The organism is Pseudomonas sp. FP198, from assembly GCF_030687895.1.
GTDB lineage: Bacteria > Pseudomonadota > Gammaproteobacteria > Pseudomonadales > Pseudomonadaceae > Aquipseudomonas.
In genome coordinates this window covers 5,619,480-5,633,329 of the sequence record NZ_CP117452.1, presented here as the reverse complement: position 1 = coordinate 5,633,329, position 13,850 = coordinate 5,619,480, and the positions used below count along the sequence as shown (strand labels likewise).

General features: G+C 61.4%; 2 protein-coding genes. Both read right to left on the bottom strand.

The annotated features are described in order from the left end of the window. Nucleotides 1-149: 149 nt before the first annotated feature. A complete protein-coding gene (locus PSH78_RS25525; RefSeq protein ID WP_305497599.1) occupies nt 150-488 on the bottom strand; it encodes a tryptophan synthase subunit beta in 339 nt (112 codons plus the stop codon). Between the two features lie 120 nt (nt 489-608). Next, entirely contained in the window at nt 609-13,835 is a 13,227-nt protein-coding gene (locus tag PSH78_RS25520) for a retention module-containing protein (RefSeq protein WP_305497598.1), read from the bottom strand. Between the last annotated feature and the right edge of the window lie 15 nt (nt 13,836-13,850).

Here is a 13,850-nt window from a genome sequence, read left to right as displayed (position 1 = left end):
GGACACCGCACAAACCGTGGCGAGGGAGCTTGCTCCCGCTCGGCTGCGCAGCAGTCGCCAAACCGGACAACACGATCCGCCTGGAGAAATGCAGGGGCCTGCTTCGCAGCCCAGTGGGAGCAAGCTCCCTCGCCACGGTCAGCGGTGAATCAGATCAACCCCTTCTCATCGTCATCGATCAACCGACTCAACCCGCCCAGCGCTTCCCGTGCCTGGTTGCGGTCCATCAGCTTGGCCTGGGCCGCTGGTGGCAGGTCGGTGACGCGGATCACGCCTTTGCTGGTGAGTACCTGAATCAGGTCGTCGAGTACCCGGATCATCTCCAGGTCGCTCTGCTTGAGTTGCTTGAGGCTGTTCTCTACCGCCTGGTTGGCGAACCAGTCCTGGATCTCATGGTTGTCGGCCGGCAAGGTCTCGGTGGCCTCGGCATAAGCGGCGGCTTCGACGCGCACCAGCAGGCCTTGCGCATCGCGTTGCACATAAAACATCGGGCATCCCTCATGTATGAAGCGGCGTCATGCTGGGCAGCATAGGCCAACTGTGGGGAGTATGAACACTTATCCTGTGGCGAGGGAGCATGCTCCCTCGCCACAGAGTCCGTGTCAGGTTCAGCTGTTGTTGTGATCGATCTTGATGGTCGGGTCACTGCCGGCGATGAGCGAGTTCAGGTTGATGTTCGACCAGTTGTTGCCTTCCAGCTTGATCGTCACGTCCGGCGTCGCCGCAGTGTTGGCCGCGTTGAATTGACCGGTAGTGCTGACTTGCAGGGAAGACACGCCATCGACCGTGCTGATCTTCAGGAAGTGGTCGATGGTGCTGCCGGTTTCGCCCTGCAACAGATCCCGCAGGTCGATCCGGTCACCGTCGCCGGCCTTGAAGTCCTTGATCACATCGGTACCGGTGTCGCCGGATTTCCAGACGAAGGTATCGCCGCCCAGGCCACCGATGAGCGTGTCGTTGCCCTTGCCGCCGATCAGGGTGTCACTGCCGCTGCCACCGAGCAGGATGTCATTGCCCTTGCCGCCGTCGAGCAAATCGTTGCCGCCCTGGCCGAAGAGAATGTCGTTGCCGGCACCGCCCAACAGGGTGTCGTTGCCATCGTGGGCACCGGACACATCGAACGCGGTGTAGTGCTCGGTGATGTACTGGTGCACGTTGCTGGTGGTGACTTTGCTGACGTCGACGCCGCTTTGCTGGGCCACGAACGACTGGATCGCCTGGTAACCCTCGCCGGCGATGCCGTTGAAGCTCACCAGGTCGCCGAACAGGATGTCGTTGCCGTCGCCGCCATTGACCGTGTCGGCACCCGGCAACGTCGCTTCGGTATGGCCGATGATCGAGTTGGCCAGGTCCTTGGGGTCGATGTTGGTTTGCGGCTTGCCATCGGAGTCGTACGGCTTGAGATCGTCCAGGGTCACGCCGTTGTTCAGGCCGATGGCTTCAACGTTGCTCAAGCCCTTGAGCAGAGTGAAGCTGGCCGCTGAGCCGGTTGCTGCTGAGACGTCGCCCCACCCGCCGCCGTCCAGGGTAGAGAACTCGAACGTGCCGTTGCCCTCGGCACGCACCGTGCCGACGTAACTGTCATTCCAGTTCTTGCCGCTCTTGGTCGACAGGTACATGTCGCCATTTTCTTCGATGGTGAATTTGTGTGTGCTGTCGATCGTCTGGGTGTAGTACTTGCCAACGGTATAGTTGGACGCACTCAGTACGTCGTCGAGCTTGACGGTACCGTACAGCGTCGGGTTCGTCTGTTCGCCGGACTGGTAGCGCGTTGGCTCACCGTCGGTGATGAAGTACGTCAGGTTCTTCGCACCGGTATTGCTCAGGGCCTGGGTGCTGTTGAAGAAGTTCGCGGTGGTCTTGAACACGTCTTCATAGTTGGTATTGCCGCCGGACACCATCGAGTCGAGCACGCTCTTGAGCAGTGTCAGCGCGTTCGGATCGTTGAGGTTGACCGCAACGTTCTTGTTGACCTGGTTGTCGAAGTCCGCCAGGAAGATGTTCACCGTCCCGGAGTTGCTGCCCAGGCTCTGCTTGAGCGTGTTGAACACCTGGGTCAGCGAGTTCTTCGCGGCTGTAACGGACGACGAACTCATGCTGCCGGAGCTGTCGACCATGAACGCGATGTTGTAGTTGACGCCCGGTACCACGGTCAGGCCGCCGATGTCGGCGATCACGATGTCGTTGCCGTCGGTACCGGTGACATTGTCGCTGCCGGAGGTGGCGGTGACAGCGTTATAGGTCGCCGGGTAAACGGTGACCGGGATCTGCGCGGTCGTCACTGCCGACCCGCCGAGGGATTCGGTGGAGGTCGACGTTACGGTCAGGTTGATCTGGCCGCTGAAGTAGGTCGGTGGCGTCAGGTTGAGGCTGCCCAGGTTCCAGCCGGTGAGCGAAGCTTCGCCGTTGGCGCCGACGGTTGCGGTGTGTCCCGCGCCATCGCTCAGCACACTGCCTTCCGGCATGCCACCGATTTTCACGCTCAGGCTTTCGGAGCCGTCGGTGTCGGTCAGGGCGGTGGTGATCTTCGACAGCTTCACGCTGCCGCCTTCAGCACCTTCGTTGAGCTTGTAGCCGTCGTAGTAGCCTTCGCCATTGGTGCCGTGCAGGTCGGAAACGGAAACCCCGGCATTCACCAGGTCAGCCACGCCGGTATACAGCGGTACGCCTGCGCTGCTCAGGTCCACCGGCGTGCTGCCGTTGACCGACAGGTTCACGTCATAACTGCCTGGGCCGGTCTGGTTGTGGTGGTAGATGTCCAGGGTGTAGTAGCCGCTGGTGGTCGGCGTGAACGAACCGTTCAACTGGCCGCCCGCACCCCAAGTGATGGCCGCGGCGGTCTTGCCACCGATGGTCACCAGCAGACTGTCGTCGCCGGTGCCGCTGAAGGTGTAGGTCTTGCCGGCTTCGAGGAAAATCAGGCCCGAGGTCTTCGACGCGGTGCCCGGGTTGACGTTGCCGTCGTTCTGAACGTTGCTCACATTGGTGCTGCTGTTCGGCGTGCCGGCGGCATCGATCACCGACTTGAGCGTGCCGGCCGGCGCGCCGTTGCCATCGGTGCCCAGGCCCGACAGGCCGGTCCAGACTTCCTTGATCAGGCCGGTGGAGGTCACGTTGTTGCCGGCGACGTTGAGGGTCGGCGCGTCGGCGGTTGGCGTGATGTCGATCTTCACGGTGCCGGTGTTGCCCAGAGCCTGGCCGTCGGTTGGCTGGAACTTGATCTGCGCGTAGTCAGCCTGCTTGTTGCCCACGCCGCTGCCGCCGTAGCCATCGGCCCCGGATTCGTTGGCATCGGGTGTGAAGCGCAGCTTGCCGGCGTCGATGTCGGCCTTGGTGAAGGTCTGGTTGTTGGCCACGTCCTTCCACGTCGCCCCGTCCAGGTACTGCAACTTGCCATCGCCTGGCAGCCCGGTGATTTTCACGCCCTGGCTGGCGGCGGAACTGTCCACATCGCTGACGCCGAAGCTCGACCAGCCGAGGATCAGCGAGGTGTCCTCGGTGCCGGTCACGGAGCCGCCGGAGGCAACCGGAGCATCATTGACACCGACCACGTTGACCGTGGTGGTGGCGGTATTGGAGTAGCTGACGCCATCGGTCACTTTCACGGTGATGATGCGCGGCACGGTGCTCGGGTCGTCGCTGTTGTTGATGAAGCTGATGTTCTTGATCTGCTGCATGTAGTCGGCCAGCGTCGCATTGCCGGTCAAGGTCAGCGTCACGGTGCCGTCGGTGCTGTTGGCGTTGATGCTGATGCCATTGACGCTGTTGCCCAGATTCAGCGCATCGCCGGGCTGACGGTTGGTCAGCACGACAGTGGCGCCGGTCAGCATCGTGCTGTCCGGGTCGGTGATTTTCAGGTCAGTGTCGCCGATCGATACGCCTGGGCCCGCGGTGCCTTCGGTGAAGGTCACCTGGTAATCGGCGCCGGTCTTGCCGCTGGAATTGTTGGCATCCAGATCGAGTACCGGCGCCGCATCGTTGTCGATGATCGAAGTGCTGACGCTGCCGTTGGTGCCGCTGACTGCCAGGTTCTCGAAGTTGCCGCCGGTGGCCGAGTCGATCTTGACCACGAAGTTCTCAGTGCCTTCGGTGATCTTGTCGTCCAGGGTCGCCACGTTGAAGCTGGCGCTGGTGGCGTTGGCCGGGATCTTCACGGTGTAGACACCGGTGAAGTCCGAGCCATCGGCGGCGGTACCGCTGTAGACGATCTTGACCGTTACCTCGGTTTGCGCCGGGTTTGTCAGGTTGACCGTATACGTGGCGGCCTGGCCTTCGGTGACCGAACTGCTGCCGGTGATGCTGACGGTGGTGTTGTCAGGCGTGTCGGTCACGGCGGTCACGGCTGGCGTGGTGCTCGGCACCAGGTGCTCGAAATTACCCCCGGTGGCCGTCTTGATCGTTGCTTCGACGTTGCCGGCGTCTTTGTAGACGTCGTCCTTTGGCGCATCGACGGTTACGGTGCCGGTCTTGGCGCCGGCGGCGATGTTGATCACCGCGCCGTTGCTCAGGGTCACGGTCACTGGCGAACCAGCGGCGTTGGTGAGGGTCGCGGTATAGGTGATCTGGCCGCCCTCGGCAACCGAGTTGGTGGCGCTCAGGCTCAGGCCGGTGGTGTCCTGGACATCGGTGACGGTGGTGCCGGCAGGCTTACCATCAATTTCCATGTTTTCGTAGTTGCCGCCCTTGGCGTCGTCGATCTTGACGCTGAGGTTGCTGCCGCCCGCCAATGCATCGTTAGGTGCGGTGAAATTCACCGAGCCAGAGCTGGAGCCAACTGGGATGGTGATGCTTTGACCATTCGACAGCGTGACGACCAGCGGAGCGCCGGTGACTGGGGCGTTCACCGAAGCGGTGTAGACCACAACGCCGCCTTCACCCACGGAAGGCGTGGCCGTCAGGCTGACAGTCGAAGTGTCGAGCGTATCGGTGACGTCGGTCACGGCTGGTGCAGTGCTCGGCACCAGGTTTTCGAAGTTGCCACCGACAGCTTTATCGATGCTGACTTCAACCTTGCCGGCATCCTTGTAGACGTCGTCTTTCGGTGCATCGACAGTCACGGTGCCGGTCTTGGCGCCGGCGGCGATGTTGATCACCGCGCCGTTGTTCAGGGTGATGGTCACCGGCGAACCGGCGGCGTTGGTCAAAGTGGCGGTGTAAACAATCGAACCACCTTCTGCTACGGTGCCGGTTGCGGACAGCGTCAGACCGGTAGTGTCTTGAACGTCCGTAACGGTCGTGTCCGCAGGCTTACCGTCAATTTCCAGGTTTTCGTAGTTGCCACCTTTCGCGTCGTCGATCTTGACGCTCAGGTTGCTGCCGCCCGCCAATGCATCGTTAGGTGCGGTGAAATTCACCGACCCGGAACTCGAACCAACCGGAATGGTGATGGACTGGCCGTTGCTCAAGGTCACTACGAGCGGAGCGCCAGTGACTGGAGCGTTTACGGATGCTGTGTAAACCACAGTGCCGCCTTCGCCAACAGTCGAAGTCGCGGTGAGCGAAACGGTGCTGGTGTCGAGTGTGTCGGTGACGTCGGTCACCGCTGGTGCGGTGTTAGGCACCAGGTTTTCGAAGTTGCCACCGACAGCCTTGTCGATGCTGACTTCAACTTTGCCAGCGTCTTTGTAGACGTCGTCCTTCGGAGCATCAACAGTCACGGTGCCAGTGGTGGCGCCAGCGGCGATGTTGATGACCGCGCCGTTGCTCAAAGTGATGGTGACCGGCGAACCTGCTGCGTTGGTCAGGGTGGCGGTGTAAACGATGGAGCCGCCTTCAGCGACAGTATCAGTCGCGGACAGGGTCAGACCGGTAGTGTCTTGAACGTCCGTAACGGTCGTGTCCGCAGGCTTGCCATCGATTTCGAGGTTTTCGTAGTTGCCGCCCTTGGCGTCGTCGATCTTGACGCTCAGGTTGCTTCCGCCCGCCAACGCATCGTTAGGCGCGGTGAAGTTCACTGAGCCAGAGCTTGCGCCAACTGGGATGGTGATAGATTGGCCGTTGCTCAAGGTCACTACGAGCGGGGCACCGGTGACTGGAGCGTTCACCGAGGCGGTGTAAACCACAGTGCCGCCTTCGCCCACGGAAGGGGAAGCCGTCAGGCTGACAGTTGAGGTGTCGAGGGTGTCGGTCACATCGGTCACGGCCGGTGCTGTGTTCGGGACCAGGTTTTCGAAGTTGCCGCCCGTAGCTTTATCGATGCTGACTTCAACCTTGCCGGCATCCTTGTAGACGTCGTCCTTTGGCGCATCGACGGTTACGGTGCCGGTCTTGGCGCCGGCGGCGATGCTGATCACCGCGCCGTTGCTCAGGGTGATGGTGACAGGCGAGCCGGCAGCGTTGGTCAAGGTCGCGGTGTAGACGATGGAGCCGCCTTCGGCCACGGTGTCGGTTGCAGACAGCGTCAGACCGGTAGTGTCCTGGGTATCGGTCACTGCGGTGTCCGCAGGCTTACCGTCGATTTCCAGGTTTTCGTAGTTGCCGCCCTTGGCGTCGTCGATCTTGACGCTGAGGTTGCTGCCGCCCGCCAACGCATCGTTTGGTGCGGTGAAGTTCACCGAGCCGGAGCTTGCGCCGACTGGGATAGTGATGCTTTGGCCATTCGACAGCGTGACGACCAGCGGAGCGCCGGTGACTGGAGCGTTCACCGAAGCGGTGTAGATCACTACGCCGCCCTCGCCAACCGTCGAAGTCGCGGTGAGCGAAACGGTGCTGGTGTCGAGTGTGTCGGTCACATCGGTCACGGCTGGTGCGGTGTTGGGCACCAGGTTTTCGAAGTTGCCGCCAGTAGCTTTATCGATGCTGACTTCGACCTTGCCGGCGTCTTTGTAGACGTCGTCTTTCGGAGCCTCAACAGTCACGGTGCCAGTGGTGGCGCCAGCCGCGATATTGATCACGGCTCCGTTGCTCAGGGTGATGGTGACAGGCGAACCGGCGGCGTTAGTCAGGGTCGCGGTGTAAACAATCGAACCACCTTCCGCTACGGTGTCGGTCGCGGACAAGCTCAGGCCGGTAGGGTCTTGAACGTCCGTAACGGTCGTGTCCGCAGGCTTACCATCAATTTCCAGGTTTTCGTAGTTGCCGCCCTTGGCGTCGTCGATCTTGACGCTGAGGTTGCTACCGCCCGCCAACGCATCGTTAGGTGCGGTGAAATTCACCGAGCCGGAGCTTGCGCCGACCGGGATGGTGATGCTTTGACCATTCGACAGGGTGACGACCAACGGGGCGCCGCTGACTGGAGCGTTCACCGAAGCGGTGTAAACCACAATGCCGCCTTCGCCCACGGAAGGGGAAGCGGTCAAGCTGACAGTCGAAGTGTCTAGGGTATCGGTGACGTCCGTCACGGCTTGAGCAGTGCTTGGCACCAGATTTTCGAAGTTGCCACCGGTGGCTTTATCGATGCTGACTTCAACTTTGCCAGCGTCTTTGTAGACGTCATCTTTCGGCGCGTCGACGGTCACGGTGCCGGTCTTGGCGCCGGCGGCGATATTGATCACCGCGCCGTTGCTCAAAGTGATGGTGACAGGCGAGCCGGCTGCGTTAGTCAGGGTAGCGGTGTAGACGATGGAGCCGCCTTCGGCGACGGTGTCGGTTGCAGACAGTGTCAGACCGGTAGTGTCTTGGGCATCAGTTACTGCGGTATCTGCAGGCTTGCCGTCGATTTCCAGGTTTTCGTAATTGCCGCCCTTGGCGTCGTCGATCTTGACGCTGAGGTTGCTGCCACCCGCCAATGCATCGTTAGGTGCGGTGAAATTCACCGACCCGGAACTCGAACCAACCGGAATGGTGATGCTTTGACCATTCGACAGCGTGACGACCAGCGGGGCGCCGGTGACTGGAGCGTTCACCGAAGCGGTGTAAACCACAGTGCCGCCTTCGCCCACGGAAGGGGAAGCCGTCAGGCTGACAGTCGAAGTGTCGAGCGTATCGGTGACGTCGGTCACGGCAGGTGCAGTATTCGGGATCAGGTTTTCGAAGTTGCCACCGGTAGCCTTGTCGATGCCGACTTCCACTTTTCCGGCGTCTTTGTAGACGTCGTCTTTCGGCGCGTCGACGGTTACGGTGCCGGTCTTGGCGCCGGCGGCGATGTTGATCACCGCGCCGTTGCTCAGGGTGATGGTGACAGGCGAACCGGCGGCGTTGGTCAGGGTCGCGGTGTAAACAATCGAACCGCCCTCGGCGACGGTGTCGGTTGCGGACAGGGTCAGGCCCGTCGTGTCAGTCGAGTCGGTGACTGAGGTGTCCGCAGGCTTGCCATCGATTTCGAGGTTTTCGTAGTTGCCGCCCTTGGCGTCGTCGATCTTGACGCTCAGGTTGCTACCGCCCGCCAACGCATCGTTAGGTGCGGTGAAATTCACAGAGCCGGAGCTTGCGCCGACCGGGATGGTGATGCTTTGACCATTCGACAGGGTGACGACCAACGGGGCGCCGGTGACTGGAGCATTCACCGAAGCGGTGTAGACCACAACGCCGCCCTCGCCAACCGTCGAAGTCGCGGTGAGCGAAACGGTGCTGGTGTCGAGGGTGTCGGTGACGTCGGTCACGGCTGGCGTGGTGCTTGGCACGAGGTTTTCGAAATTACCGCCAACGGCCTTATCGATGCCGACTTCCACTTTTCCGGCGTCTTTGTAGACGTCGTCTTTCGGCGCGTCGACGGTTACGGTGCCGGTCTTGGCGCCGGCGGCGATGTTGATCACCGCGCCGTTGCTCAGGGTGATGGTGACAGGCGAACCGGCGGCGTTGGTCAGGGTCGCGGTGTAAACAATCGAACCGCCCTCGACGACGGTGTCGGTTGCGGAAAGGGTCAAGTCCGTGGCATCAGTCGAATCGGTGACTGCGGTGTCCGCAGGCTTACCATCAATTTCCAGGTTTTCGTAGTTGCCACCTTTCGCGTCGTCGATCTTGACGCTGAGGTTGCTGCCACCCGCCAACGCATCGTTTGGTGCGGTGAAGTTCACCGAGCCGGAGCTTGCGCCGACTGGGATAGTGATGCTTTGGCCATTCGACAGCGTGACGACCAGCGGAGCGCCGGTGACTGGAGCGTTCACCGAAGCGGTGTAGATCACTACGCCGCCCTCGCCAACCGTCGAAGTCGCGGTGAGCGAAACGGTGCTGGTGTCGAGGGTATCGGTCACGTCAGTGACGACGGGTGCAGTGTTAGACACCAAATTCTCAAAGTTACCGCCAACTGCCGTGTCGATGCTGACTTCAACTTTGCCGGCGTCTTTGTAGACGTCATCTTTCGGTGCGTCGACAGTCACGGTCCCAGTGGTAGCGCCGGCGGCGATGTTGATCACCGCGCCGTTGCTCAGGGTGATGGTCACCGGCGAGCCGGCAGCGTTGGTCAAGGTCGCGGTGTAGACGATGGAGCCGCCTTCGGCGACGGTGTCGGTTGCAGACAGTGTCAGACCGGTAGTGTCTTGGGCATCAGTTACTGCGGTGTCTGCAGGCTTGCCGTCGATTTCCAGGTTTTCGTAGTTGCCGCCTTTGGCGTCGTCGATCTTGACGCTCAGGTTGCTGCCGCCGGCCAATGCATCGTTAGGCGCGGTGAAGTTCACTGAGCCAGAGCTTGCGCCAACTGGGATGGTGATGGATTGGCCGTTGTTCAGGGTGACGACCAACGGGGCGCCAGTGACTGGAGCGTTCACCGAAGCGGTGTAAACCACAGTGCCGCCTTCGCCCACGGAAGGGGAAGCGGTCAAGCTGACAGTCGAAGTGTCTAGGGTATCGGTGACGTCCGTCACGGCTTGAGCAGTGCTTGGCACCAGATTTTCGAAGTTGCCACCGGTGGCTTTATCGATGCTGACTTCAACTTTGCCAGCGTCTTTGTAGACGTCATCTTTCGGCGCGTCGACGGTCACGGTGCCGGTCTTGGCGCCGGCGGCGATATTGATCACCGCGCCGTTGGTCAAAGTGATGGTGACAGGCGAGCCGGCTGCGTTAGTCAGGGTAGCGGTGTAGACGATGGAGCCGCCTTCGGCGACGGTGTCGGTTGCAGACAGTGTCAGACCGGTAGTGTCTTGGGCATCAGTTACTGCGGTATCTGCAGGCTTGCCGTCGATTTCCAGGTTTTCGTAATTGCCGCCCTTGGCGTCGTCGATCTTGACGCTGAGGTTGCTGCCACCCGCCAATGCATCGTTAGGTGCGGTGAAATTCACCGACCCGGAACTCGAACCAACCGGAATGGTGATGCTTTGACCATTCGACAGCGTGACGACCAGCGGGGCGCCGGTGACTGGAGCGTTCACCGAAGCGGTGTAAACCACAGTGCCGCCTTCGCCCACGGAAGGGGAAGCCGTCAGGCTGACAGTCGAGGTGTCGAGCGTATCGGTGACGTCGGTCACCGCTGGTGCAGTGTTAGGCACCAGGTTTTCGAAGTTGCCACCGGTAGCCGTGTCGATGCTGACTTCAACTTTGCCAGCGTCTTTGTAGACGTCGTCCTTCGGAGCATCAACAGTCACGGTCCCAGTGGTAGCGCCAGCCGCGATGTTGATGACCGCGCCGTTGCTCAAAGTGATGGTGACCGGCGAGCCCGCTGCGTTGGTCAGGGTCGCGGTGTAAACAATCGAACCGCCTTCCGCTACGGTGTCGGTTGCGGACAGGGTCAGGCCCGTCGTGTCAGTCGAGTCGGTGACTGAGGTGTCCGCAGGCTTGCCATCGATTTCGAGGTTTTCGTAGTTGCCGCCCTTGGCGTCGTCGATCTTGACGCTCAGGTTGCTACCGCCCGCCAACGCATCGTTAGGTGCGGTGAAATTCACCGACCCGGAACTCGAACCAACCGGAATGGTGATGCTTTGACCATTCGACAGCGTGACGACCAGCGGGGCGCCGGTGACTGGAGCGTTCACCGAAGCGGTGTAAACCACAGTGCCGCCCTCGCCAACCGTCGAAGTCGCGGTGAGCGAAACGGTGCTGGTGTCGAGGGTATCGGTCACGTCGGTGACGACGGGTGCAGTGCTAGGCACCAGATTCTCAAAGTTACCGCCAACTGCCGTGTCGATGCTGACTTCAACTTTGCCGGCGTCTTTGTAGACGTCGTCCTTCGGAGCATCAACAGTCACGGTGCCAGTGGTAGCACCGGCGGCGATGTTGATGACCGCGCCGTTGCTCAGGGTGATGGTGACCGGCGAGCCGGCAGCGTTGGTCAAGGTCGCGGTGTAGACGATGGAGCCGCCTTCGGCCACGGTGTCGGTTGCAGAAAGCGTCAGACCGGTAGTGTCCTGGGTATCGGTCACTGCGGTGTCCGCAGGCTTACCATCAATTTCCAGATTTTCGTAATTGCCGCCCTTGGCGTCGTCGATCTTGACGCTCAGGTTGCTACCGCCCGCCAACGCATCGTTTGGTGCGGTGAAGTTCACCGAGCCGGAGCTTGCGCCGACTGGGATGGTGATGGACTGGCCGTTGCTCAAGGTCACTACGAGCGGAGCGCCGGTGACCGGAGCATTCACCGAAGCGGTGTAAACCACGGTGCCGCCTTCGCCAACAGTCGAAGTCGCGGTAAGCGAAACAGTGCTGGTGTCGAGGGTGTCGGTCACGTCGGTGACGACGGGTGCAGTGCTAGGCACCAGGTCCTCAAAGTTACCGCCAACTGCCGTGTCGATGCTGACTTCAACTTTGCCAGCGTCTTTGTAGACGTCGTCCTTCGGTGCGTCGACAGTCACGGTCCCAGTGGTAGCACCAGCCGCGATGTTGATCACCGCACCGTTGCTCAGGGTGATGGTCACCGGCGAGCCGGCAGCGTTGGTCAGGGTCGCGGTGTAAACAATCGAGCCTCCTTCCGCTACGGTGTCGGTTGCGGACAAGGTCAAGCCGGTAGTATCAGCCGAATCAGTGATCGTAGTAACCGCAGGCGTAGTGCTCGGCACCAGATTCTCGAAGTTACCGCCGGTTGCGCCAGTAATCGTAGTACTGACAGTGCTGCCATTGTTGTAGACGTCGTTAGCCGGGGTATCGACAGCCACGGTACCGGTGGTCTGGCCGGCGGCGATAGTGATCACCGAGCCATTGCTCAACGTCACGGTCACCGGCGTCTGGGCCGGATTGGTCAACGTGGCGGTGTAGGTGATCTGGCCGCCTTCGGTGATGGTTTCGCTGGCGGTCAAAGTCAGGCCAGTGGCGTCAGCCGAATCAGTGATCGTAGTAACCGCAGGCGTCGTGCTCGGCACCAGGTTTTCGAAGTTGCCGCCGGTTGCGCCAGTGATCGTGGTGCTGACGGTACTGCCGTTGTTGTAGACGTCGTTGACCGGGGTATCCACGGCAACGGTACCGGTGGTCTGGCCAGCGGCAATGGTAATGACCGAGCCATTGCTCAACGTGACAGTCACTGGCGTCTGAGCCGGATTGGTCAGCGTCGCGGTGTAAGTGATCTGACCGCCTTCGGTGATGGTTTCGCTGGCGCTGAGCGTCAGGCCAGTCGTATCAGCCGAGTCAGAGATCGTGGTGACCGCAGGCGTAGTGTTGGGCACCAGATTCTCGAAATTACCGCCGGTTGCGCCAGTAATCGTAGTGCTGACAGTGCTGCCATTGTTGTAGACGTCGTTAACCGGAGTATTGACCGCCACGGTACCGGTGGTTTGTCCGGCGGCGATGGTAATGACCGAGCCATTGCTCAAGGTCACGGTCACTGGCGTCTGGGCCGGATTGGTCAACGTGGCGGTGTAGGTGATCTGGCCGCCTTCGGTGATGGTTTCGCTGGCGGTCAAAGTCAGGCCAGTGGCGTCAGCCGAATCAGTGATCGTAGTAACCGCAGGCGTAGTGCTCGGCACCAGATTTTCGAAGTTACCGCCAGTGGCGCCGGTAATCGTAGTGCTGACGGTGCTGCCGTTGTTATAGGCATCGTTAGCCGGAGTATCAACAGCCACGGTACCGGTGGTCTGGCCAGCGGCAATCGTGATGACCGAGCCATTGCTCAAGGTCACGGTCACCGGCGTTTGAGCCGGGTTGGTCAGCGTCGCGGTGTAGGTGATCTGGCCGCCTTCGGTGACAGTATTGCCGGCGCTCAGGGTGACGGTGGTGGTGTCGACGGTATCGGTGATCTGCGTCACGGCTGGCGTGGTCGGCAAGGTCACGGCGATGCCGGTGCCGCCAGAGGTGCCGGTGACGGTCACGCTGACTTGGCTGGGATCGTTGTAGACCGTGTCGTTCGGTGCCAGGGGCACGTTGACGCTACCGGTCAGCTGCCCGGCCGGGATCACGATCACCGCGCCGTTGGACAGGGTTACGGTCAGGTTGGTTTGCGGCGCCTGGGTCACGGTCGCGGTGTAGACCAGCACGCCCCCGGCCTCGGTCAGGGTCGGGGTGGCGCTCAAGGTCATTGTCGCATTGAGCACGGCGTTGGCGGTGGTATCGGCGTTGTCGTCACCACCCAGGATGTTGTCATCGGTTGCCGCGGCCGCAGCGAGGCCCTCGGTCGGGAAGCCGATGGTAGGGTCGACGCTGCCGGCCGTGGCATCCAGCACGACGAAGCTATGACCGCCGCCCACGGCTCCGCCTGTACCGGCAGCGGTGGCGCCGGCCGCGGTGGCTTCCAGGGCGGTGGTCGGGTCGACACCGGCGGCGATGGCTTGCTGCAGCTCTTCTACTGAAGGCGCGGCTTGGGCAGTGGCCTGTTCGAGGTCGGTGGAAGAGTCCGGCGCACTGGCGCTCCACTGGGTATCGCGGCCCAGGTCGAGCGTGCGGCCATCAGCCAGTTCCAACGTGACGGCGCCGGCAGGGCCGGTGTCCAACTGATCGCCTACGTTAAGGCGATCGCCTTCAATGAGTACGCGCCGAATGCCCTCGGGGGAAACGACGAAAACCTGACCAACAATGCTTTTGACAACGGCAATAACACTGCTCATTGAAGACTCTCCGGG

Bases quoted from the DNA above. Each gene is read 5' to 3' on its own strand.
- PSH78_RS25525 (WP_305497599.1), bottom strand. From the start codon at position 488: ATGTTTTATGTGCAACGCGATGCGCAAGGCCTGCTGGTGCGCGTCGAA.
- PSH78_RS25520 (WP_305497598.1), bottom strand. From the start codon at position 13,835: ATGAGCAGTGTTATTGCCGTTGTCAAAAGCATTGTTGGTCAGGTTTTC.